We start from the raw sequence: 22,934 nt of genomic DNA on the forward strand, positions 1-22,934 counted from the left end.
AGTTACAAGCCGTAATGGTTTGGTAGCCATAGGGAGAAAGATGGAACCAGCACAAGCACGATGAGTGCGATGCACAGGACCAGCAGATATTTCAGCATGGCAGGCGCGACTGCCCGGAGTTGCGTACCCGTAATGGCGCATGTGGCAAATAAACCCAGGCCGACCGGAGGCGCAAACAGACCCAGCCCCATTGCAACTACCATGACTGTGCCAAAGTGTAGCGGGTTGATGCCGAGTTGCTGCGCGACAGGAACCAGCAACGGACCAAAAATGATCAAGGCAGGCGCACCTTCGAGTACCGCTCCAAATACCGTCATGATCAGTACGGAGACCAGCAGGAACAGCGTGGCGCCATAGTGATTCGCAATTGCCAGCATCGTACCCGATAGCAAGTCCGGGATCTGTTCAAGACTCAAGGCGTAGGACACGCTGGACGCGCACGCCACGATGAACAGGATGCCGCCCGACATGGACGCCGCCTGCACGAACAGCCGCGCGACGGATCGCACCGTCAACTCCCGGAATGCGAGCCAACCGACCACCAGCGCATAGACGACAGCGAATGCGGATACTTCAGTTGACGTCGCGACCCCGGAAGTCACGCCTTTGCCGATCATGCCGACCATGATCAACGCTACGAGCGCGCCCCCCAGCAGCGGCAGCCAACGTCTGCGCTGCGCGAAGGCGCGTGCAGAATCGATCTTGCGGCCGTAGATCACAGCCACGATACCCAGCGATAGCGCGAGGACGATGGCCGGGACGATCCCTGCGAGAAAGAGTCCGGCGATCGAAATATTCGCCACGAACCCCATGATGATCATGTTGACGCAAGGTGGAATCGTCTCCGCCATCACCGCGCTGCAGGCGAGTAACGCCGCCGTCTCGTTCGGGTCTTCACCGGTTTTTCGCACGGCCGGCATCAGGACACCACCCACCGCCGCAATGTCAGCGAGTTTCGAGCCGGACACTCCGGAAAAGAATGCGGTTGCCAGAATCGTGATGAGTCCGAGGCCACCACGCACACGTCCAAACAGGCGCAGTAGCAGTTCGATCAGACGCGAAGACATGCCGTTTGATTCCATCAACAGGCCTGCCACTACAAAGAACGGGATGGACAGCAAGACAAAGTGCCCCGTTCCTGCCAGGACCTGCTGCGAATAGACGAGCATTGGCAAGCTCGGCTCTGCGAGAAAGAAGAGCAGTGACGACAGGGCTAACACAAAGCAGATCGGCATACCGAGCGCTAAACCGCCTACAAAGCCAACGCAGAGCAGAACGCCGGGGGTGAGGCTGTACTCCGGCAGGAACGTGTTCCAGGCGAAAACCCCCGCCGCCATGGCGGCGCTTGTCAGAAAACTTCCCACCACCAGGTAAGTCGCCCCGTTCAACGCATTTGCGATAGCAAACAGCGTCATGAACAGGCTGCCGATCACAATCGGGTACACATTGATCCACCCGGGCAGACCGCTTGGTGTTGTTTGACTATAGGAATCGGCAAGTAACAGGAAGGATGAGATGCACAGGCTGGCGGAGACACTGGCGATAATCCAGTGTCCCATGTGAATCAGCAGTGGCTGCCATCGACTGGGTAGGAGGCCCCGTAACACGTCGACGCCCAGGTGCTGGCTGCGTCCAAGCAACGACGCGGCGCCAAAGAAAACCAGCAGGACCATCAGGGCACTTGCAGCTTCCTCCGCCCAGTCAACCGGGTCGTGGAGAAAGTACCGGTAGATGACCGATATGAAGACCACACACACATCCACGGCCAGAACGATCCCGGAGAGCCATTCCGTGGAACTGAGCAAGCGGTTGAGCCAGCGACCGAAGACTGTGTTCCGACCGTATTCCGGTACGGCGGCTGGGGCTTCCGATGTAGAGGCTGTCAGAGCAGTCACGGCTCACCCTTTCGCGGCAGTAATGGAAGAGAGAAGCGGTGCCGTCACCGGATATTGCTTCGCGAAGGTCTGATACAGATTGTCCTGGAGCTGGCGCCGGATGGCATCACGCTCGGCCTGCGCCATCGGGAAAAATGCCATCCCGCGTTGCGCGAGTGCCTGTTCCGCTTCCGTAGCTTTGCCGAGTGCGATCGCGTTCTGTTTGATGCTCGTCTCCTTGACTGCCCGAAGAAATGCGGGGCGCAGGTTGAGCGGAATTTTGTCCAGCGTGCGCTTTCCCATCACGACGACGAGCGGACTGAATACATGCCGGGTTTGCCAGCACGAATGGGTAACGTCGTTGAACTTGCTGGACAGCACCGTGGGGGCATCGTGTTCGAGACCGTCAACGACGCCGGTCTGCAAAGCCATGTAGAGCTCCCCGAACGGGATGGGTGTGGGGACCGCGCCCATCGCTTTGAACGTGTCGACGAACACCGGGGTCGGCAATACTCTGAGCTTGGTCCCCTTAAACTCAGCAAGCGATTGAAGGGGCTTTCTTGTGAAGACGTTGCGTGCGCCGAACTGTGACGCCCACGTCAGGATCTGGCAGCCGGAACGCTCCTGTAACAGTTGAGTCAATTTTGCGCCCACGGGGCCGTCCAGCGTGCGAGCGGCGTGCGCGTAGCTGTCGAACAGAAAGCCCAGATCGAGCATGCCTATCTCCGGAAAAATCGTTGCCCATATGGACGACCCGGAGACCATCATGTCGACCGATCCAATTTTCACCTGCTGGACTACGTCCCGTTCCTGACCAAGCTGGCTGTTCGGAAAGTAGGCGATCTGGATGCTGTCGCCAACGCGAGCCTTCAGGTTTGCCGCGAACTGTTCGTACCACACGTGGAGCGAGGCGTTTTCGTTCACGGGCATTGACGACGAAAGCCGCAGTGTGACCGGCTGCTGGGCGCTCGCTGCGGCAGGAAACGTAGCGAGCGCCACGACGGACGCAGCGGAGGCGGATTGGAGAAACCTTCGCCTGGAAATAGAAACCATGTATGTCTCCTGGTACGCCGTCAATGGCGCGCGTTTATTTGGTGTATCGATATAGTATATCGATACACTAATCGTAAAATCAGTACTTACCCTTGGCAGAGGTTCGTCGCAAATACGGTCTGGCAACGTGGATGCTGTGTGGTGCAAACAGGCGAGCAGGATGAAATTTTTATTTTAGAGAGGATGTCTAATCAAGCTGGTCGGGCAGTATTCCACACTGTGCCGCCGCTAAAGTTGATGGTCTACTCGATGCTCAGCATCGCGGAGTGCAGGGCAGTGCGGGACAGCGCCCTGATCGCGCATGACATTCATCCGCAGTAAATGAACCTGACATGAACGGTTGCCAATGCCAGCCTGGAATACCTTTCGGCCGCCGTTACCGCACGTCGTTGCTTTCGGCGCATCTGGCCAGGGTGAGGAATGGCGGCCGGCCGTTCGCGATTGCTGGATTGCCTACACCGAGCCGAAACGAGCGCGGTCGGTCCTGCAGCCTCGTAGCGCCGCACCAGCCGGCTGACCTGACGCTCACACAGTTGCCAGCCGCTCGGCCGCCAGCACGACCGTCAGCCGCCGCTGGGCGACCGCTTCGATGATCTTCACGCGCTCGAGCTCGTGCATGCTGATCGTGATGAATCCACGTCCGTTCATGGTCGGGCTCCGGGCTGGCTGTAATGCCGCAGCATGCGCCACAGCAGCCGGCCCGGAGCCGGGAACCGGACATTTCTAATGAGCCAGAACACGACATTACAACTTAGCCTCTACATCCAATATGTTGATAATTTATCTTATGTCAAATAGGCTTGCTAACACCAACTCCTCGTTGCTTACAATCTGTAGCGATTTTTGCGAGATTGTAATGTTTACGTTAGTTTACGCGCCCTTCAGACTTCAGAGGGTTCTCAGGTGTTCGCAGAGCAACGACACGGCTGTCTGCATGAGTTTCTGGAACTGACTGGCGGCCGTACGATCGCTGAAGTCGCCAGAAAACTGCGCTGTTGCTCGCGAACGATCCGCAACTACGTCGCCGGCCGGTCGCCAATACCGTGGCATCGCATTGAAATGCTCCGCCTGCTCGCGCTTGAGACTTCCGCGATGCAAGGCAATTCCAGCGGTGAAACTTCGGCCGACGAAACTCCTGTAGTGGCCAATATCGAGCCCGATCCCACAGCTCCAGACGTTCCGCCTGCAGAAATGCTCGCGTGGGTTGGAGTCCACGCCCCGCACTTCCTTTCGAGCAGGCGCAGCTTTGCGCTATATGTACGTGGCTGGAACGTAGTCGACAAAATCCGGCGCGCCAAGCGTGAAGGCACGTTCGCGGCCGTACTCGCGCGTTGGCGCTCGCTTGCAGTCGAGCTGCCGCGAATGTGGCGCTCAGGCCGAATGTTCGCGGGCATAGGGCCACCTGCATACGTACATGATAAACCCGAGCCATAACCCTTCTTTTGTCTGACTTATCACTGTCTCTGGCTATAATGCCGCCTTTCGCGATTGTAATATTTCTAACGAGCGCATTTTGGCGTAACAAGGGGTGTGTATGAGAAAGCTGTTCAAGTGGATCGGGATTATTTGCGGCGGGCTGGTGGCGCTTGTTATTCTGGTTGGCGTGTTTGCTCCCAAACAATCCGCGACTGAGACGAGCACGGGGGCTTCCAACGCGAATGCACGCGAGCAGTCTGCTACTGCGACTTCGGCGGCGGTGCCCGTTGCACCGATCAATGTCGCGACCGGCGTCTTGTTCGACGATTACGATAGCAATGAGGTCGCCGCGGACCAGAAGTACAAAGGAAAAGCGCTTGCTATCGCGGGCACAGTACAAAGCATTGACAAAGATGCGTTTGATAACATCGTCGTCGCACTGCGGACAAAGAACGAATTTATGCCCGTCCACGCATACTTGGACAAGGAACATGAATCGCTTGCAGCCTCACTGCGTAAGGGGCAGAAGATAGCGTGGGTTTGCGTCGGCGCAGGAAAAATCATCGGAAGCCCAATCATCCGGGATTGCAATCCTAGAACATAGATGTCCGCAGCAGTAATCAAAAAAGCCCGCAAAACGCGGGCTTTTTTGATTACATACCTTGTGTCCAACACCCGCAATGGGCTTCCCATCAATTCGAGGTCGATCGTTTCTTTGCCGTCTAGACGGTATCACTGCGTGCAATATGCAGGAGGCCTTGCGCGATCACGACGTTGGCATTCTTCGATACTTCGGTTGCGCCGTTTTTTAGCATCATGAGGGGCATCGAGGCCGCTATAGGCTCCCACGCTCGCAGTAGCGCCGCCTTGTCGGGGTGGGTCTGGAACAGAACGCTCAACGCGGCAGTAAAGACAGTAGCGGGGTCCGCGTCGTCTGCTTGAGGTAGATCCATAGTGCCTCCGAAGGGGTGACGTGTTGCGCAACACCGTTTCATCATAGGCGATCGCCGGTCATATGGGCACTTCTGAGCTGGAGCAGCATTACATGCAAATCACCTTGCGCCTAGGGTAGCTTGCATCAGGCTGGCGGGTTGCGCTCCTTCAGAATCTTGCGCATCCGCCTGTTATCGAGAATCAGGGCGACGAAGACGACCGCGAGCAGAATCTCGGTCGCATAGTTTCCCGCCGCGACAGAAAACAGCCACACGAGTGCAGCGCATCCGATTGCCACCGCGATCAGCGCGGCCCGGTCAATCCACCATTCTTTCGAGCCAATCTTCATTGCACGTCCACCGCTTGCAGTCGTCCGGCCGGGATAGCCGCTTTGCGCACGAACGCGCTACGGCCGGGCGCGCCGATCGCGAAAATTTCGGGGTTCGTTTGCATGACGAATAGCACATGTGGCGGAACGCGGATGCCCGTGTCGAACGTGAATTTCAGAACGCTCTTCATCGTTGCGTTTGGCGTAGTACCACAATCGAGATATGCGTCGGTGGCGACCATCAGACTGCCGACAGCTGCACCTAGCCAGAACGATGCGTACATCGCGCCGAACGCAAGCAGCTTTTCGCTTGCTGTAGTTGCGCCTAGGATTTCGCCGACCGTTGCGGTTTTTCCAAGCTTCTCAGCTGCGGCGATCATCGCGCCGATCCGGGCGAGCACATTTGCAGGCGCGGTTGAAATGCTCGCAGGAACGTCCAGACCAAGCGCGTCCATGTTGTCTTTAAAGGCTCTGTAAAAGCCCGCCCCGGTGCATGCTATCGGCATTGTATTCACTTCCCTTTGAGTAGCCGCACAAGCCACCATCAACGGCAATTATGCGGGATGAATTTTCGGTCGAATCGGACCGTCAATACTCTATCAAAAGTCCTTCCGAGCTTTTCCAGCGGGTCAGAAATCCAGTTGTGCAGCAGTGATGCCGAGCGCGGCCGCGATCTTCTCGCGCGTGCCTTTGCGCATCCGGGTACTTGCTTCCTGCTGCGCATACGCCGATTGGCTGACGCCAAGGCGTTCTGCAATCTCGGCCTGTGTAAAGCCCAGGTGTTCGCGCCATGCACGCACAGGCGGCACGTCATCGGCAAGCGCGCGCCGAACGACTTCATGCGGTATCAGATCGTTGGCCTTTGCGTACTGCGCGACATACTCAGCGTAGGGAATGACCACAAAGGCCGGCTTGTTGTCCGGCCCCATGATCGTTTGAATGTTAGTAGGTGCGTTCATCGCGTTTCCTCACTTCCTGAATTTCGACAATCCTGATTGAGCCATCCCAATCGAAAAGTACCCTGTAATTGCCCACTCTGAGGCGATAGCCGTACTCGTGGTTCTTGAGAGCCTTGACGTTCTGGCAGTTCGGCATCGTGGCCAGCTCGTCGACCGCATCGAGAATGGTGAGTCGCGCTGGCCTGTCCAGTTTCGCGGCCTGCTTCGTTGCTTTGGGTGTCCAGTCGATCGCGTTCATGCGAATAATTATAAGTCAATTATAAGATAATGCAACGAAAAACATAAGATAAAGCCGGATTTCGCATGGAAGGGTTAGCCGCCCTTCCGAAAATGCGACCGGTGCCGGTCGGTTGTCGGGTCGTCACGTACTTCCATTTCGAGCGACGTGGTAAGGCCGCCGTCGCCGTTAAGCGTATGCGTTGTCTGTTTCACCAGCCAGGGCGTTTCGTTGATCTCCGGTTTGAAACCGGCGACGTTCACGGGCAGCTCCGGGAAAATCTCCGGCCGACCAAGGGCGAGCTGGTAAGAGAACGTCGCCTGCCTGCGCTGCGTGCGCGCAAACTCGGCCTGGGCGGCCGCCCGCGCTTCGGATTCGGTCGCATAGTCCTCCGGCAGTACTTTCACGTTTTTGTTGTTGTCGCCGCCGATGATGACGGACTTGCGCTTTCCCTTCGTGTTTGAGTGGTAGTGCGCCCGCACGGCCGAATAGCTCTCACGCTGCGCGACGTGATAGCGGTGTGAGTCGCCGTCAGCGCGCGTCAGGTTCAACACACTAAGCGCTTTGCCGCTCGCCGTCTTGCCGCTACCTATCGGCATGAACAGCAGGTTTAAATCCTTGACGTTCATCACGGCGTCGTAACGCTTCGCAAGCCGTGTCAGAAAAGACATGTCGCTTTCGTGCGTCTGGTCGATGTGGGCGATCACGATCCTGGCGAGCACATCGGAAACCGCAGCTTTGAGAGAGTGGCGCCCGGCAATGGCGCGCACGATCGAGCCGATAGTCAGCCCGTGCCAGCTCTGTTCGCGCCGCTCGTGCATCTGGTTTGTCATCGACGCCGACCGCGCGCGGATCGTCAGAATATCAGGCGTGCCGCTATGCTCGACTTCGTCGACGGAAAACGTCCCTTTTTCGACAAGCGGCTCGCCGACCCATCCGATCGCTACCTTGATGTTTGCGCCGCGTTTCGGAATGGCGAACGTGTTTTTGGAGTCGTCGATTACGAGGTCGATCGTATCGGCTCTTCGCGCACACGCGGTCTCCCAGGCCTGCATTCTCTTGTACGAGGTCCTTTCTCACCCCTTCCACGAATCCACGCGCATCGATCTGCGCGAGGCCTGCCACCTGTTCCGCGGTGAATTCAAGCATGCGGATGCACCCCTGTCAGTTGCCCGTTGGTTTCGACAAGCCAGTTATAGGTCGGTGAGAAAAACTGCACGCGTTGGGTCAATTCGAATAGCGATGCCATGTGAGGCATGACCCGGGCATCATAGAAGCGAAGCAATGCGACTCGTCCGTCAGGCAGGCGGACGTTAAGTCTTTCGCACAGTTCACTGGCCAGCGCCCCGAAGGAATAGGCACTCACCAGCCAGGAAACGCCGGTGTCTCCTGCCGCGTGCACGGCGAGAGAGGCGCGGACTTGCGGGGGCGCAATTTCGCAACCGATCAGCCATGGACCAGCATCGGCCAGTGAGGCGTATTGCCACCGCTTGTCGGCCGCAATGTCCAGAATGGGAAAGGCGTTCTGGCGTCGCCCCCAGACTTCAGCCGGATACCGTCGCACAACGGCATCAAACACAATGCGTACGTATACGAAGCATCTTGCACCGCGTCGGCACACCACCTCACCATCGTGTCAAATCCAAGGCAGGTGGCTTGCTTTTTGAGTATCGCGTTCGCAGATTGAACAACGCCGCAAGCCGTTTCTGGGCATGGGTATCGTTGCATCCCATCCAGCGGTTTGGTTCAAGGATTTCAACTGCGCGCGAGTCATTCTGAGTGGCATCGAATTGATGCACATGATTACTCGTTGGTTTCTTAAGCTATCCTTCGCATATCACCTTTTCTTGACCTGCTTTCCTTACCGCGACAGAGCCCCTTAATGCCGCCACCCCGACCGTCGCCATTCACCCGCATATTTTCTATATCAAGATATCCGTTTTCTCTATACATCTCCGAAATCGTTTCCGCGTAAGGGGTTCCGCTTAATCCTGCCCGAACGCAACCACTTTGTATCGACTATGCACGCGCGAGATCTCCGAATAAGATATCGCCATCAATATCCCAAATCGGAGATTCAGCTGAACCATTGGGGCGGCTCCTGCCGCCCTCGATCGGAGGCAGGCCACAGGAACAGGGCTATGTTCGCCTCCGCCCTGCGCAATCTACGCTCTGCCACGGGCCTCAATGTGAGTCAAAAGTGATTTCAAAAATACGCCCTAACCTCACGGCCCTGCGTGCCCTCGAAGTGGCGGCGAGACGTCGCAGTTTCACGTCGGCAGCAGATGAACTTTGTGTAACGCATAGTGCAATCAGCCACCAGATCAGGCAGCTTGAGACCTTGCTCGGAATGGTCCTGTTTTCGAGAGTTGGACAGGAAATGCGGCCTACTCCAGTCTGCGTTCGACTTACAGCAAGACTGAGGCAGAGTCTGGCAGACATAGATCTCGCGCTCGATGAGGCACGTTCCGACAGTATTCCTTCCCGCCAACGGTTGCAACTTAGCGTGATGGGTGATTTTGCGAACGCCTGGCTAATTCCTCGTCTGGAAGACTTTTCGCAGGCACACTCCGACATTGATTTATCGCTCAAGGTGCACACCGAGCTAAACCCACCGGATCCGAACTCTGCAGACATTGGAATATGGCACCGCCGAATCGAAGAGGGAGGTTTTCGCTCGATACGATTGCTTCAGGATCGGGTGATTGCCGTTTGCAGCGCAGGATTTCAAGCCAGGCATTCGCTGGTGTCTTTAGACACATTGGCTAGCGTTCCGCTGCTTCGATTCGAAACACGGTCCTGGAACGAATTTTTTCAGGCAGCAGGGTTGAAGCACGGCGAACCCCAACATGGTCCAACATTCAGTGACACAGCATCATTGCTAAATGCTGCTCTCGCGGGACAAGGAGTAGCCATGCTCCGGGAGCGGCTTGTACGACCATATTTGCGTAGCGGTGCATTGGTGAAGGTTGGAGACACTCACATCCAGGCCAACCTTGACTACTACATGACCTGGCGGGAAGAAAGCCCACGGGAGGGGGCAATCTTGCGCTTTGCCGAGTGGCTTCGACATCACATTGACGAGCCTTGATTCTCAACTGAACTGGGTACAAAGCGCTGCCAGCGGGGTCCGGCTGGTGCCTCCTGCAATTCATCTGCGATTGCCTTCCCCGACGGTCGACCGCGTAGCCTCCAATTTCGAAGAACTACGCGACACGAAGGGCCTCGAGCAGAGCGCTCAGACCGCGAGCTTATGCGTGATCTTCTGCGTGATTGCCTCGGCGTCCATCGTAGAACGTAATGTCTTCACCTTCGCGCAGATCCAGCACTTCGCAGCCGGTGTCAGTCACTGCGACCACATGTTCCCAATACACAGCCAGCGACTTGTCGGCAGTCTGCGCAGCGCGCGTTACGTTCGGCAGTCGAATGCCTTCACCGCTTCCAGCGCAAATGAATGGCTCTACCGTGATGATCATCCCCTTTTCAAGAACGCGACCTTCATTCATCGACGACCGGTAGTACGGAATCAGCCAACCGTCCGCATGCACCTGGCCAATAGAATGACCCGTTCCGCTGGGCACGCGAAGCATCGAGAAGCCAAACGATTCTACGTAGTCCTGGACCTTTTCGGCAATGTCCGCCAGCTTTGCACCGGGACGCACCAGACTGATGCCCAGGCACATTGCCTGATAGCCGACCGACATAAGCAGACGCGCTGCAGAACTGGTTTCCTCGCCAACGATCCACATACGCTGCGTGTCACCGCACCAGCCCTCTTTCTTGATGCTCACATCTACACCGAAAAGATCTCCCTTTTTCAGCGGGAGGTCGCTCGGTTCGCCGCTGAAGGCGTTTTCATTGTGTGCAATTGAAATGCAAGCATACTGGCTCGAATCGTAACCCGCCAGGTCCTCACGGTCGATCTCGGCACCGTACTTGTTAACGATGAGATCATACGCAATGCTGTTAATTTGCCGCGAGGTAATGCCAGGCTGAATGTGCGGAGTGAGATCTTCAAGAACTTTCGCTGCTATCCGGCCCGCCGCTCGCAACATTGCAATCTGTTCGGGAGTTTTGATGCTGATCTTGTTGTAGTCGACGCCGTGACCCATGACTTGCTCCTTTCTAAAACATGTGATGTATGTTCGTGAGGTATACCCAGCATTCCTGTGTCTTTACAATCGAGAATCGGCTTACGTCTGTATAAATCAGTTCGCAAGACGCCCGTCGATTCGGTATCAGGTGCTGAGCTCCGGTGCTGCGAAATCAATGGCCGCTAGCCACCGTGTTCACATTATTAGGAGCTCACTGTCCCTCGTCCAACGACCTTTTTTCAAGGCGCATGTGAGAGATATTCAACTCGACACGGAGCCCCTCATTTATATTTCGAATGGAGCGATATAGGCCTTCATCGGCCGCACAAAATTTCCCAAAGCAGCCGGTCACGATAAACGCGATGCGTATCGCCGGAACCGCAATTTTGTACAAGTGGCAGAAGTTCGCCATCAGTATAATTTCCACTCCTGGCCAACTGTTCTTGACATTTAAAACGAACCATGACTCAGAAAATGTTCTGGAGCGCCCCCTATCAGACTGAACTCGATACGGTGGTGACCCATGTGGTTGGTGATCGAGTGCAAGTCGAAGAGACTATATTCTTCGCCTTTTCTGGCGGACAGGAGAGTGACGCCGGCACGCTGGGTGGCTACGCAGTTCTCCTTGCAGAAAACCGCGGCATTGACATCATTTATACATTGCCAACGGAGCACACGCTGAAGATCGGAGACCGGGTGATTTTGCGCATCGATTGGGATAGGCGCTACCGGCTCATGCGACTTCACTTCGCAGCTGAGATGGTCCTTCAATTGGTGTACAAACATCGACCTGGGATAGAGCGCATTGGCGCTCACATATCACCTGATAAGGCCCGGATCGATTTCGCCAATGAAGTTAGCCTTGCGCCACTTTTCCCGACTATCGAGCAAGAGGTGGCACTGTTGACAAAAGACGACCATCCAATTGTTACTGCGTTTAGCGACGAGCCAGCCGAGCGCAGGTACTGGGAAGTCAAAGGCTTCGCCCGGATGGCATGCGGTGGCACTCATCCACGATCGACCGCCGAGATCGGTCCGCTAAGACTCAAGCGTAAAAATACGGGTAAGGGAAAAGAGCGCATCGAAGTTACGCTGCTTGAGTAGTGCGGTATCGCGAACTGCAGCGGAAACCGGGCAATTTTTGACCTGTGTCGAGGCCGACTGAACACCTGAATGTGTGCCGAACATGGCTCAGTACTACGGGAATTCGGGGGTTGATTTCAGCAGGTCATTGCAGCGAGAACATCCAACTGTGATGGATACGATTATCCGCCTTCATCCCTACGTTTCGCCCAGAGTCCATGCGCAAGCTCGCCTGTTTGCTTCTCTCGATCACGCTCGCCTCGCCGCTCCCGGTCCTGGCATTCGGCTTCTCCAATCCAGACTACGATCAATGCATCCTGCAATCGCTGAGGAACAGTCAAAGCAGTACGGCTGCAGACGCGATCAGACGCTCGTGCGAAGCGCTTTAAAAAAAACGGCGAACTGCTTTTGCCTCGCGAACAGTCGTATCACGTGTGTGTCCTGCAGAATGTGCAGAACGTGAGAGACGCATTTGCGGTTCAACAGATCCTGCGGGCATGCCAACGCCAGAATCAGATGTAAACTATTTTGGATTGCTGAGGCTATGACATCGCGTCGTAGTGCATTCCAAAGCTGAAAGTAGATGAGTTCCTGGCTGGACGTCCTGCCTCGTGTTGGGAGCTTCGAAGAGCCATTCAGCGCACTGCACTATTCGAACCCAAAAAACTCCACCGGATTGTCGATCAGCAACAACCGTCGTGCGGCTTCGTCAGGCACGATATCGGCAATCAGATCGACCAGATCGCCGTCGTCGGGCATTGGGCCATGAAGATTGACATGCGGCCAGTCACTGCCCCACAGCACGCGCTCAGGCGCGTGAGCGGCAATACTGCGCGCGATCGGTAAAGCATCATGAAAAGGCGCGCCCGTCCTTGAAAGACGATCGGCGCCGCTCAGTTTCACCCAGACGCGCCCCGTATCCATCAGGCGACGCAACGTCGCAATGGCGGCGCCTTCCGGACCAGTTGCGATATCGGGTCGCGCCATGTGGTCGATGACCACGGGCACATCCAGCGATTCGATGAACGCTGCGTGCTCCACGATATTGTCCCCCGCAACGTGAATGGCCAGATGCCAGCCAAACGGCTTAACCCGCGTGGCAACCTGGCGTATCGCGTCGAGATCCGGACGCCCACCCAGATGCGCCAGAAAATGAAAGCGCGCGCCGCACACGCCGGCTTCGTCGTAGGCCGCGATGACTTCGTCAGAATCCGTTGCACGAACCAGCGCCACGCCTTTGTAACGTCCGCCACCCACTCGAAGTGCATCCAGCAGCGGGCGGTGGTCGTAGCCATGCCCCTGGCTCTGCACGATCACGGAACGTGCAAAGCCGAAGCGTTCATGCCAATGCCGGAGTGCGGTTTCGGGTGCCGAAGGGGGGGTAAAGCTCCGTTCCTCCGGCAAAGGATATCTGTCGAAGGGACCAAAGATATGGCAATGGGAATCGCAACTGCCCGTCGGAATAGCGAGCTTCGGCGTGCGCGGATCAGCAAGAGGTGGTGCGGATTGAATCAATGTATTCGTCATGTTCGATACCTCAGTCGCAGCGAACCGTCATGCCGCCGTCTACGACCACCTCCGTGCCCGTAACAAAGCGTGCTTCATCGGATGCGAGATAAAGGGCTGCGTTAGCCGTATCGCGTCCGTCGCCCATGAAACCTAAAGGAATGCGTGCGAGACGCTGCGCCAGTAGCGCATCGACATCGCCGCCGGCGCGTTGCCCCGCGAGGCGCGCCTCGACCATCGGTGTATGCAATTGGCCGGGAACGACCGTGTTCACGCGAATGCCCCTGCTCGCATACTCAACCGCAACCACGCGCGACAACTGGATAACGCCCGCCTTCGATGCCGCATAGGCAACCTGCGCGGCACCCGTCCACCGGATGCCGGATGTCGACGACATGTTGACGATTGCACCGCCGCCCTGCTGTTCCATCACCGGCAGCACATACTTGCAGGTCAGGTAGACGCTCTTGAGATTCAGCGCGATCTGCCCGTCCCAGCGATCCTCGTCAAGCGTAACGGGCCCGCCGTGCGCAGATCCGCCCACGTTGTTCACGAGAATATCCACGCGGCCGTACTGCCGCACGCACCCGTCGACCATCAGCGCCACTGCTTCGCCATCGGTTACGTCGCAGGCGACAGCGGCAATGTCGCCGCCCACCGCGCGCACCCGCTCGACGGTCTCATGCATCGCATCGAGGTCACGATCGACGGCATAGATCTTCGCGCCCTCCTCGGCAAATCGCACGGCGACGGCACGTCCGTTGCCCCAGCCCGGACCGATGCACCCCGCCCCCGTCACGACAGCCACCTTGTTGTCGAGTCGCCCCGTTGTCACGTTCATGCTCCCAGTTCGTTCGCGGCGCCGGCCGGCGGCGAAACCTGAAACACGCTGATCGTCATCGAGATCAGCGTGTAATACCCCGCGAGACCAACCAGGTCCACGACACCCGTCTCGCCGAGCTGTTCGACCGCTTCGCCATAGGTGGCATCCGACACCTTGCGCTCGCGATGCAATTCCAGAAGGAATGTGTGGATCGTTGCCTCGTCGGCATGCGCAAAGGCAGGCACGGCGCCGGTGCGGATCGCCTCGACCACGTCAGCGCTGACGCCTGCTTCCAGCGCGATCGGTTTGTGCGCGTACCACTCGTATTCGGATCCCCAGATACGCGCAATGACCAGGATGGCAAGTTCCGAAAGACGCGGTTCGAGTGATGTTTCATAGCGGCAGTAGCGTCCGAGCGCCTGCGCGTTCTGCGCCAGTTCGGGGCGATGCAGCCACACGGCGAGCGGCCCGCGCACGCCTTTGCGAGGACCGCTCGCAATCGTGTCGTAGACGCTGCGTTGTGCCGGCGTCATGTGGTCAGGGTCGAGGTCGGCAATTCGTTTCATCGGTATTTCCTTTGGCGTGGCGGCGAAATGGCTGTCATGTAAAACACGGCCATGTCATTTAGCGGATGATTCACTCGGAGCAAGGGCAACGTTGCTGGCCGTGGTGTGGTTCCCCTCCTGCACCTCCAGCGGCCGAGCCTGCTCCTTGAGGTAGGCACGAAAGCGTTCGATATCGAATGCGCCTTCCCAGCGGGCAATCGCAAAGACGGCCACCGTATTGCCGATCATGTTGGTGAGCGCGGTTGCGGTAGCCATCAGCCGATCGATCCCGAACAGCAATCCGAGGCCTCCGAGCGGCAACGCACGCACGGACTCCATCGTCGCGGCCAGTTTGATGAACGCTCCGCCGGCGACAGTCGTTCCGCCCTTCGAAGTGAGCATCAGTACCCCCAGCAACGCGATCTGCTGACCAAGCGAAAACGGTGTGTCGGTTGCCTGCGCGATGAAGCCCACCGAGAGCGCCATGTAGATGCCGGTGCCATCGAGATTGAAGCTGTAGCCCGCCGGCAGCACGAAGCCGACCACCATCTCGTCGCACCCCGCCTGCTGCAGCTTCTGCACGAGCCGCGGAAACGCCACCTCTCCCGATGCGGTGCCGAATACCAGCAGCAGTTCTTCGCGGATCATGCGCAGAACCGCGAACAGCGACAGGCCGCAACTCGCCAGGATGCCGCCGAACACAACCACGATGAACATGATCGAACCTGCCCAATACAGGAGCACGAGCTTCATCAGATACAACAACGTCGCGCCGCCATAACTGCCGACGGCTGCGGCCATCGCGCCAAAGGCACCGAGTGGCGCGAGACGCATGATGAAACCGAGAATCGTGAAAAGCACGCGTTGGCCCTCGCCGATTCCGCGCAACAGAATCGAATCCCGCCCGACCGCGATATTCAAGGCGATGCCGGCCAGAATGGCGATCAGCAGAACCTGCAGGATGTTGCCGGCGGCGAAGGCGCCGACCAGTGTCGACGGTACGATACCCAGCAAGAAGTCGGTGACCGTCATGTGCGCGGCCGATTCGGCAAATTGCGCCACTTTTGCCGTGCTCTCGATGTGCGTGGCATGCAGCCCAACGCCCGGCTTGACTACGTTCACGAGAACGAGGCCGACGAAAAGCGCCAGCGTGCTGACCACCTCGAAATAGATGAGCGTCTTCGCACCCAGCCTACCGAGCCGGCGCATGTCCTGAGCATGCGAAAGTCCATGCACAACCGTGCAGAACACGATCGGGGCCAACAGCATCCGCAGCAATCCGATGAAGGCGTCGCCGAGCGGCTTCATCGCGATCGCCGTCGCAGGGGCGAATATGCCAAGCAGCACGGCCAGCAGCAGTGCGATCAGCACCTGAACGTGCAATTTCTTGAGTTGTCTCATCAATGTCTCCATTTCTTATGTAGTGCGTCGATTCGCTTCTCGCGAGCCGTACATCGTCTGATTCGTTCAATAAGCACTGCGCAGATAGGGCACGTACAGATTGAGTGTCGAGATACCACAACCGCAAGGCCGTCCAATCTGCGACGCGACGGCCGATGACGTGACAGGCGAATCGAAAGCGGCGAGCATCCAGAGTGTGCCGTCCTGTTCGAGGAACCCGCGCAGTTGCAGCAAGTCCGCGCGCGCCGACAGCGCCTCTTCGATCGCGCCGGAGATGGCCTGCGCCGATGCGCCGTCCGGTCCCGGCTGAATCCCCATCACGAGCAATCGGGATGCCCCCGCGGGAACGGCCAGCGCGAGCGGTCCCGAAGGCTTCAATTCGACGGCGGTGACGCGTGAGCGTCCGACGGTACGCGGCAGGATGCGCCGGCTCCAAGGCGTGGAATGCGCGCCCGATACAGCCCGATAAGCATCGGTATCCAAAGCATCCTCCGACTCGAGGTCGTACAGTGCCATCCAGCGAGGCCAGCCGTCGAGGCAGACCCACCGCGAGGCATTCCTGAATCCAGGCAGCGAACGACGCTGCGGGAAATGCTCGGTGTCGTACCAGTCGTTGAACTCCTCTTCGAGGGATGCTGGTGGTTCCATCCACACCATCAGAATCGCTGGAAGCTTGATCCGGTTCATGCACGCCCCCTTCCGATAAACGCACCGATATGTTTCGCCACTTCCGCTGGCTGTTGCGAAGCCATCAGGTGACCCGCGGAAGGCACGATCTCGAAGCGGGTCCGCACCATGCGCGCCGCCTGCTGTGCGAGCCGCTCGGGCGGGCGCTGGAGATCGTGTTCGCCGGCAAGAACCAGACACGGGCACACCAACGTCCCGAGCACGTCCGAAAGGTCGATGCCGCTCAACGCCCGGCTGGCAAACTCGTAACCTGCGGGGTCTCGTGTGATGAACCGCTCACGGTACCGGTTAAACGCCGATGCATCACGGCGCAGCACCGGCGGCCAGGAATTGTCGAGCGTCACGTCGACGATCGCCGCCATTCCTTCGCGCGTGGCAAGCTCCGCGCGTTCGTGGAGATAGTGCCGACGCGCCGGATCGACGTCGAGCGCTGGCGCGCACAGCACGATACCGGCAATGTCGCCGGGAAAGCGAGCAGCAAAACTCACGGCAATTGCCGCGCCGGCTGCCGCCGCGATCAGCCAGCAAGGCTGCGGCCATGCGGTCGCGTCAAGCAGTTCGCGGAGATCATCGACCTGGTCCATCAACGAAAAGGCCGAGTGGACCTTGTCCGATTGCCCCTGCCCGCGCTGATCGTAGCGAAGCAGTCGCGTCGAGGGTTCAAGCCCCGCCGCGACCCCCTCCCAGCTCTCGATGCTGCCGCCCAGTTCGTGAATCATCACCGCGCCGGTCAGGCCTGATCCGCTCAGCGCGTAGCGTAGATTGCCGCTCGACAATTCCATCCATGCCGTTCTGCTATCTGTCGGCGAAGCTTCGCCGATATCGTTCGAAATTAGCTTCAAGACTGCTTTTCTCCATTTTTCGATACTGTGCGCGTTACGCGTGCCATTGACAAAAACCTTTTTACGATGGGAAGCTATGCCGTCAAGGCATGGATCAAGCCGACGAAACAAATCATTGGAGACGATCATCGAAATCAGGGAACTGCGGTCCTTCGTGCATATCGCGCGCGTAGGCAGCGTCAGCCGCGCGGCCGCCGAGCTTTACATCGCGCAACCCGCGCTCAGCAGACAGATCGCGAAGCTCGAAGCCGAGCTCGGCACGCCGCTGTTCGTGCGATATGGACGCGGCGTGCGGCTCACCAGCGCAGGTGCTCAATTGCTCGAACGCGCGGAGATGATCATCAATTTCGTCACACAAACGAGCGAACAGGTCCGCGCATCGGCCGATCGTCTGAGTGGCCATATTGCGCTGGGCTTGCCGCCGGCGGTCGGCGTGTGGGTTTCCGCGCCGATTGTCGAAGCGTTTCGCGAGCGATGGCCCGCAGTCTCGCTGCACATGCGCGAAGGTCTGAGCAGTTCGCTGCAGGAATGGCTGCTCGATCGCCGCGTCGATCTGGCGATCGTCTACAACCAGCCGCCGCTGGAAGCATTTGACGTACTGCCGCTATGCAGCGAAGCCATGGTCATCGCCGGGCCGCCGGGTGACACCGTGATTCAGGAACGTGGCGGCGAGCCGCTGCGGATTCGCGACCTCGCCGAACTGCCGCTGATCGTTCCGGGCTTTCCACACGCAAACCGGCGCGTTCTCGAACAGGCGGCCGTACAGCATGGCGTGCATCTGCGCATCGTTCTGGAAGTGGATAGCGTGACGTTGACGAAGGCACTCGTGCGCCGCGGTCTGGGATACGCGCTGCTCACCTACACGGCAATCCAGGAGGAGGTCCAGCGCGGCGATTTACAAGCATTGCCCATCGAACGCCCCAGCATCCGATCGACTGTCGCACTAGCCACTTTGCGCGAGCAACGCGCATCGAGGCTGGTACGTACCATGTCGGACGTGGTCGCCGAAAAGCTGCACGACCTCGCCACGGTCGGGGCATGGAAAGATCACGTCACCTGGCTCGGCGACAACACTCAGATCGTCGAAGAAGCGTAACCGAGTGCCGCCCGCACGCCCGCACGCCCGCTCGCCCAGACGGGCAGGACTCGCTCAGAATTTGTGCCGGAAGCCCACGCGCAGCACGGTTTGCGAGTCGGATGACGACGGCGTCAGCAGATTGATCGCCGCGACGGCGCGCTTGCCGGTCGAATCGACGCCTGCCGCATGCTGGTAGACGCCGATCACATACAGCGTTGTCCGCTTCGACAGAAAGTACTGCGCGCTCATCTCTCCCTGGTGGTAGCGTGCGCCCTCGTTTCCGCCTGCGCCGTTGCCGTCCGTGAAGTCATACGCCGCGCCCAGCAGCCACTCAGGTGTAGGGCGGTAGCGGAAGCTGACCTCCGCGTTGTTGAACATGGCCGTGCCCGTGTAGTGAGCCGGGTTTGGACCTGAACCCGTGTCGCCCATGTTGCTGAAACGCACATTCGAGTAGGTGAGCGCCGCCGTCCCGTTGCCGATCGTGTAGGCGGCAGCAGCGCCAATCGACGTATAACTGCGTGCCGACATAAAGCCGCTATACACCGGCGTGACCGTGCCGTTTGCAGTCGCCGCCGTAAGCGTGGTCTGCGAGTTGTTGCCGAAGAAACTGAGGTTGGGATTGCGGGCATTGATCATCGCGACGCCGAGGCTCAATGGCCCGTTCGCGTAACCTGCACCGAGCGACCACACCTGGTTGCGCGATACATCGCCGGCCACGCCGCCCAGACTGTACACGCCGCCAAAGGTGAAACCGCCGAAAGCCGGACTCGTGTACTTGATCGAGTTGTTGGTGCGGTAGCTATTGTTGAAATTGTCGAGGTCGCCCGGGTGCGCCGAGATATAGCCGCCCCAGTTGTCCGCCGCGGCGATCTGGCCGACATAGTCCACCACCGAATCGTATTGACGACCCAGCGTTATTGACCCGAACTGCCCGCTCGCCAGACCGACATAGGCCTGCCGCCCGAATAGCAGACCGCCCTGCCCCAGGCCGCCATTGTTGACGTTAAAGCCGTTCTCGAGGAAAAACAATGATTTGAGACCGCCGCCCAGATCTTCGACACCCCGAAAAATGACCCGGCTTCCATTGTTCACCCCGCTCGACATCATGTACTGATGCGCTCCGCCGGCATTGGTCACGTCATTGATGCCGACATCGATCACGCCTGCCAGCGTCACGCTGCTCTGTGCATATACGAGTTGCGGCAAGGTCGCCGCGACGGCAACTGCGAGCAAGGTTTTTTTCATCTGGTTCTCCGAGGTTTTGTAGGTGTGGATGAAACGAAAATCGGTGATACAAGTCAGGCGCTTGCCGCGCACAGACGAGCGTCTTCCAACCACATCGATACCGAGTGGCTTGAACAGGCCGGCAGCCGGCGCGAATCGACAACCTGACGTCGCGGCCTCACGAAATACGTGAGCCGCACGCGTGTCGCGCGAAGAAGGGGGAGTAAGCTCTCAGCCAGAACGACAGAGGGCGATGACCGAGTTGGTATTCACGTTGCGTCTCCATTTTTCCAGCACTTTGCCTGTGGAGACGCTCGCTGACAAAAACCTTTTATCGATAGCAAGTCATGCCGGGGCGGCATGACTTGCCGATTACTGCCGGACGGACAGAAACCCGGTTTCTTTCACGGTCGCGCCGCGTCAATGCGCCGTGCGACTGTTGCCGAGACCGATCAGAGCCTGCAGGACAGCGGCCTTGAACTGTCCGAAGAGCATGCCTTTCCACGCGTCATTGTCGCAATAGAACGCATCACGCAGCGCGCGCTTGATCGTGTACGCCTGCCCGGGCGCGGCGCTCACCTGGTTGTGCAGCCAGTGATCGCCGCGCAGCGCATACCTGACATCGTCCGACAGCAAAGTACCGAACTCGAGTGCCACCGTGGTCACATCCGCATCGTGTTCCGCTTCCTCATAGGCAAGCGCAACAATTGGCCCGGACACCGGAATGGACGCCGAGCCGATGCTTGCCGGCGCCAGCACGTCACTGCCCCAGTAGGCCTTCGCCCTAAGCAGTTCCTGCGGAGACGACTGGCCGACGAAAATTTTTTCGCCATGCCCATGCGCACCGAGGCCGGTATGAACATCGATCATGGCAACGTGCCGGAAGCCCTTCAGGTGACGCCTGAATATGGCTCGCACACTGCGATGGCTCCAGCTTGGCGATGCGCCACCGTAGAACAGGCCGTCGGGCACGTCGTATTGTCCGGTGACCAACGCCTTGCGAAAACGTTCTTCACCGTACGTTGCGTAGTAGTCGGCTATGTCGCGCCGGTTCTGCTCGGTGGGCGGCCATGTGCGCGGCAGCAGCAGCGAGTGAATGTCCTTATAGTCGGGATTGTGCGGCAGCGGCTGGCTGAAGTTCACGCAATTGCGGTTAAGGTCGATGTTGTCTTCGTTGGCCCGCCTTAGATGCGAAAAACCATAAGGGTTGACCGCATGGACGACAAGCAGCGCCACCTTGTTGGTGGTCGCCGCCGCGAGCAGGTGCTCGTCGCGCAACAAACCAATCTGGCATCCCGACCCCGCAAAGCCCTCGACGCCATGCGTGCCCGACGTGATGACCAGCAGGGATTGCGCGCCAGGCGGCGACACCAGCAAATGGTCGATGGCTAGCGCTTCGCCGTCGGCGCCGACATAGGTGTCGAGCACACTGCTCTCGACAGTGACGCCAAGGCTTTCCGCCGCCTGGTGCAGCTTGATCCGGGCTTCGGCATAGCTGGCGGAAAAGAGTGCATTGATCTTGCCGGTCATCGTGGGTTTCCTTTATATGAGAGGCCGGGCGGAGCGATCTTCGATCTTGATCAGCGCCGCAACGGTAATGGCGGTGCACGCCAGGAGATAGAGTGCCGGGCTGAGTTTCGAGCCGGTGACGTGTACCAGCCACGTGGTAATGAACTGCGATGAACCGCCAACCAGAACAACGCCGATCGCATAGATGAAAGCGACTCCGGTGGCTCGAATGTCCTTCGGCAGCAGCGCCGGCACAATTGCCATGCTTGTCATCGACATGACGTGCAGGACGCTCAACAGGCCCACCACGAGCAGGAGACGGGACGCGCTTGGCGCGGCAGTCAGGTAGATGAACGCGGGATAGATCGCCAGAACGATGGCCACGCGGGCTGCAATGCTGATTTTCTTCCGGTTGAACCGATCAGCGAGCATGCCGGTCAGCGGCATGCCGGCAAAGAGCACCAGACCAACCAGAATGCCCGCCGGCAGAGCACTCGACATCGGGATGCCAAGTTCGTGGATCGCGTACGTCGGCATGTAGAACGTGATCAGATACACGCTTGCGGTGCTGCCCATCATCAGCAGCAAGCCCATCATGATGACCCGCCAATGATCGCGAAGGACAACGCGCAGCGGGCTGGCCGCCTTGACGTGGGCTGGCTTCGGCTGCACGGTGTCGTCCAGCTTCTGGCGAATGTACAGGCCAACCGGCGCGACCAGAATGCCGACAGCAAAAGGAATCCGCCAGCCCCACCGCATGAACTCGCTGTGGCTGAGCATGCCGCTGCAGGCAGTGGCGAGCATCGCACCGATCGCGACGCCCAGGCCCTGGCTGGAAAACTGCCAGCTCGAATAGAAACTACGTGTCCGGGGTGTGGCGTACTCGAGCAACATGGCGGTGGTCGCGCCAACTTCACCGCCCGCCGAAAAGCCCTGGATCAACCGGGCAATCACGATGATGACAGGCGCCGCAATTCCGATCTGCGCGTACGTCGGCGCGCACGCGATCATTGCCGCGCCAAGCGCCATCAAACCCAGCGTCATCATCATCGCTGCCTTGCGGCCCGCCCGGTCGGCATAACTGCCCAGCACGATACCGCCGATCGGACGCGTGACAAAACCCACGCCGAAGGCCGCGGTCGACATCAGCAACTGGCCATACGGTGTTGAGTTTGGAAAAAACAGCTCCCCCATGGTGACGGCAAGAAAGCTGTAGATGGTGAAATCGAAGAACTCCAGCGCGTTGCCGATCGTGATCGCCGTGATAACGCGCGCGGCGCTGGCTCCCTGGTTCTTCACCGCGGCGACGGTTGGCGCGGTATCCGAGAATTCGCTCAACTCTTTCATGGCCTTCCTCATGGA

At 58.6% G+C, this 22,934-nt stretch carries 23 protein-coding genes and 3 pseudogenes; 6 read left to right on the forward strand and 20 right to left on the reverse strand.

Annotation, left to right across the window (positions count from 1 at the left end; all coding sequences use genetic code 11):
* Window positions 1-2 precede the first annotated feature (2 nt).
* The 3 genes from GH665_RS29880 to GH665_RS39500 form a co-directional block, all read right to left on the reverse strand.
* Window positions 3-1,895 (reverse strand): TRAP transporter large permease, encoded by a 1,893-nt coding sequence (locus GH665_RS29880; protein ID WP_153140792.1) that lies wholly within the window; start codon window positions 1,893-1,895, stop codon window positions 3-5.
* 3 nt (window positions 1,896-1,898) lie between these two features.
* Window positions 1,899-2,927, reverse strand: coding sequence for a TRAP transporter substrate-binding protein (locus GH665_RS29885; RefSeq protein ID WP_153142363.1), 1,029 nt, complete (start codon window positions 2,925-2,927; stop codon window positions 1,899-1,901).
* A 525-nt stretch (window positions 2,928-3,452) separates the two neighbouring features.
* Complete coding sequence (locus tag GH665_RS39500; protein ID WP_281357357.1) at window positions 3,453-3,575, reverse strand: hypothetical protein; 123 nt, start codon at window positions 3,573-3,575, stop codon at window positions 3,453-3,455.
* An 886-nt stretch (window positions 3,576-4,461) separates the two neighbouring features.
* Here GH665_RS39500 and GH665_RS29890 point away from each other — a divergent pair.
* A complete protein-coding gene (locus GH665_RS29890; protein ID WP_153140793.1) occupies window positions 4,462-4,947 on the forward strand; it encodes an OB-fold protein in 486 nt (161 codons plus the stop codon).
* A gap of 118 nt (window positions 4,948-5,065) precedes the next feature.
* Here GH665_RS29890 and GH665_RS29895 read toward each other — a convergent pair whose 3' ends face one another.
* From GH665_RS29895 to GH665_RS29925, 7 genes and pseudogenes are all read right to left on the reverse strand, one after another.
* On the reverse strand, window positions 5,066-5,296 hold the full coding sequence (locus tag GH665_RS29895; RefSeq protein WP_153140794.1) for a hypothetical protein: 231 nt from the start codon (window positions 5,294-5,296) through the stop codon (window positions 5,066-5,068).
* Between the two features lie 125 nt (window positions 5,297-5,421).
* Window positions 5,422-5,625 (reverse strand): hypothetical protein, encoded by a 204-nt coding sequence (locus tag GH665_RS29900; RefSeq protein WP_153140795.1) that lies wholly within the window; start codon window positions 5,623-5,625, stop codon window positions 5,422-5,424.
* Window positions 5,622-6,149 carry a hypothetical protein gene (locus tag GH665_RS29905; RefSeq protein WP_425496071.1) on the reverse strand — a complete coding sequence of 176 codons (528 nt, stop codon included), beginning with the start codon at window positions 6,147-6,149 and terminating at the stop codon, window positions 5,622-5,624. Before GH665_RS29905 ends, GH665_RS29900 begins: the two co-directional genes overlap by 4 nt.
* 84 nt (window positions 6,150-6,233) lie before the next feature.
* A complete protein-coding gene (locus GH665_RS29910) occupies window positions 6,234-6,563 on the reverse strand; it encodes a helix-turn-helix domain-containing protein (protein WP_153140797.1) in 330 nt (109 codons plus the stop codon).
* Window positions 6,547-6,801: a type II toxin-antitoxin system RelE family toxin gene (locus tag GH665_RS29915; protein WP_153140798.1), complete on the reverse strand. Its 255-nt coding sequence runs from the start codon at window positions 6,799-6,801 to the stop codon at window positions 6,547-6,549. The genes GH665_RS29910 and GH665_RS29915 overlap by 17 nt, the downstream gene beginning before the upstream one ends.
* Window positions 6,802-6,875: 74 nt before the next feature.
* A pseudogene (locus GH665_RS29920) lies at window positions 6,876-7,802 on the reverse strand (phage late control D family protein); the annotation flags it as partial.
* 119 nt (window positions 7,803-7,921) lie between these two features.
* On the reverse strand, window positions 7,922-8,359 hold the full coding sequence (locus GH665_RS29925; RefSeq protein WP_246216412.1) for a DUF4123 domain-containing protein: 438 nt from the start codon (window positions 8,357-8,359) through the stop codon (window positions 7,922-7,924).
* A 103-nt stretch (window positions 8,360-8,462) separates the two neighbouring features.
* On the opposite strand from GH665_RS29925, the pseudogene GH665_RS39720 reads away from it, so the two are divergent.
* Window positions 8,463-8,663: pseudogene (locus GH665_RS39720) on the forward strand (hypothetical protein); the annotation flags it as partial.
* 317 nt (window positions 8,664-8,980) lie between these two features.
* A complete protein-coding gene (locus GH665_RS29930; protein ID WP_153140801.1) occupies window positions 8,981-9,871 on the forward strand; it encodes a LysR substrate-binding domain-containing protein in 891 nt (296 codons plus the stop codon).
* 160 nt (window positions 9,872-10,031) lie between these two features.
* On the opposite strand, the gene GH665_RS29935 is transcribed toward GH665_RS29930, so the two are convergent.
* A complete protein-coding gene (locus tag GH665_RS29935) occupies window positions 10,032-10,892 on the reverse strand; it encodes a M24 family metallopeptidase (protein ID WP_153140802.1) in 861 nt (286 codons plus the stop codon).
* A gap of 444 nt (window positions 10,893-11,336) precedes the next feature.
* On the opposite strand from GH665_RS29935, the gene GH665_RS29940 reads away from it, so the two are divergent.
* Together GH665_RS29940 and GH665_RS39580 are read left to right on the forward strand one after the other, a co-directional pair.
* Window positions 11,337-11,978, forward strand: coding sequence for an alanyl-tRNA editing protein (locus tag GH665_RS29940; RefSeq protein WP_153140803.1), 642 nt, complete (start codon window positions 11,337-11,339; stop codon window positions 11,976-11,978).
* Window positions 11,979-12,175: 197 nt separating this feature from the next.
* A pseudogene (locus GH665_RS39580) lies at window positions 12,176-12,479 on the forward strand (VF_A0006 family four-cysteine protein).
* A gap of 126 nt (window positions 12,480-12,605) precedes the next feature.
* On the opposite strand, the gene GH665_RS29945 reads toward GH665_RS39580, so the two are convergent.
* The 6 genes from GH665_RS29945 to GH665_RS29970 all read right to left on the reverse strand — a co-directional run bounded on the left by GH665_RS29945 (window position 12,606) and on the right by GH665_RS29970 (window position 17,761).
* Window positions 12,606-13,484, reverse strand: a complete 879-nt coding sequence (locus GH665_RS29945; RefSeq protein WP_153140804.1) for an amidohydrolase family protein — start codon at window positions 13,482-13,484, stop codon at window positions 12,606-12,608.
* A gap of 10 nt (window positions 13,485-13,494) precedes the next feature.
* Window positions 13,495-14,304: an SDR family NAD(P)-dependent oxidoreductase gene (locus tag GH665_RS29950; protein WP_153140805.1), complete on the reverse strand. Its 810-nt coding sequence runs from the start codon at window positions 14,302-14,304 to the stop codon at window positions 13,495-13,497.
* The gene (locus GH665_RS29955) at window positions 14,301-14,852 is read right to left on the reverse strand and encodes a carboxymuconolactone decarboxylase family protein (RefSeq protein ID WP_153140806.1); all 552 of its coding nucleotides are present in this window, start codon (window positions 14,850-14,852) and stop codon (window positions 14,301-14,303) included. The genes GH665_RS29950 and GH665_RS29955 overlap by 4 nt, the downstream gene beginning before the upstream one ends.
* Before the next feature lie 54 nt (window positions 14,853-14,906).
* The gene (locus GH665_RS29960) at window positions 14,907-16,232 is read right to left on the reverse strand and encodes a cation:dicarboxylate symporter family transporter (RefSeq protein WP_153140807.1); all 1,326 of its coding nucleotides are present in this window, start codon (window positions 16,230-16,232) and stop codon (window positions 14,907-14,909) included.
* A gap of 66 nt (window positions 16,233-16,298) precedes the next feature.
* Window positions 16,299-16,919, reverse strand: a complete 621-nt coding sequence (locus tag GH665_RS29965; protein WP_153140808.1) for a DUF4286 family protein — start codon at window positions 16,917-16,919, stop codon at window positions 16,299-16,301.
* Window positions 16,916-17,761: an alpha/beta fold hydrolase gene (locus GH665_RS29970; protein WP_167531029.1), complete on the reverse strand. Its 846-nt coding sequence runs from the start codon at window positions 17,759-17,761 to the stop codon at window positions 16,916-16,918. The genes GH665_RS29965 and GH665_RS29970 overlap by 4 nt, the downstream gene beginning before the upstream one ends.
* A 115-nt stretch (window positions 17,762-17,876) precedes the next feature.
* On the opposite strand from GH665_RS29970, the gene GH665_RS29975 reads away from it, so the two are divergent.
* A complete protein-coding gene (locus GH665_RS29975) occupies window positions 17,877-18,857 on the forward strand; it encodes a LysR substrate-binding domain-containing protein (RefSeq protein ID WP_246216414.1) in 981 nt (326 codons plus the stop codon).
* 54 nt (window positions 18,858-18,911) lie between these two features.
* On the opposite strand, the gene GH665_RS29980 is transcribed toward GH665_RS29975, so the two are convergent.
* The 3 genes from GH665_RS29980 to GH665_RS29990 all read right to left on the reverse strand — a co-directional run bounded on the left by GH665_RS29980 (window position 18,912) and on the right by GH665_RS29990 (window position 22,919).
* Window positions 18,912-20,084, reverse strand: a complete 1,173-nt coding sequence (locus GH665_RS29980; RefSeq protein ID WP_153140810.1) for a porin — start codon at window positions 20,082-20,084, stop codon at window positions 18,912-18,914.
* Window positions 20,085-20,483: 399 nt separating this feature from the next.
* Window positions 20,484-21,593: a M14 family metallopeptidase gene (locus tag GH665_RS29985; RefSeq protein WP_153140811.1), complete on the reverse strand. Its 1,110-nt coding sequence runs from the start codon at window positions 21,591-21,593 to the stop codon at window positions 20,484-20,486.
* A gap of 12 nt (window positions 21,594-21,605) precedes the next feature.
* Window positions 21,606-22,919: an MFS transporter gene (locus tag GH665_RS29990; RefSeq protein WP_153140812.1), complete on the reverse strand. Its 1,314-nt coding sequence runs from the start codon at window positions 22,917-22,919 to the stop codon at window positions 21,606-21,608.
* Between the last annotated feature and the right edge of the window lie 15 nt (window positions 22,920-22,934).

Origin of the sequence: Paraburkholderia agricolaris, assembly GCF_009455635.1 — a bacterium.
Taxonomy (GTDB): domain Bacteria; phylum Pseudomonadota; class Gammaproteobacteria; order Burkholderiales; family Burkholderiaceae; genus Paraburkholderia; species Paraburkholderia agricolaris.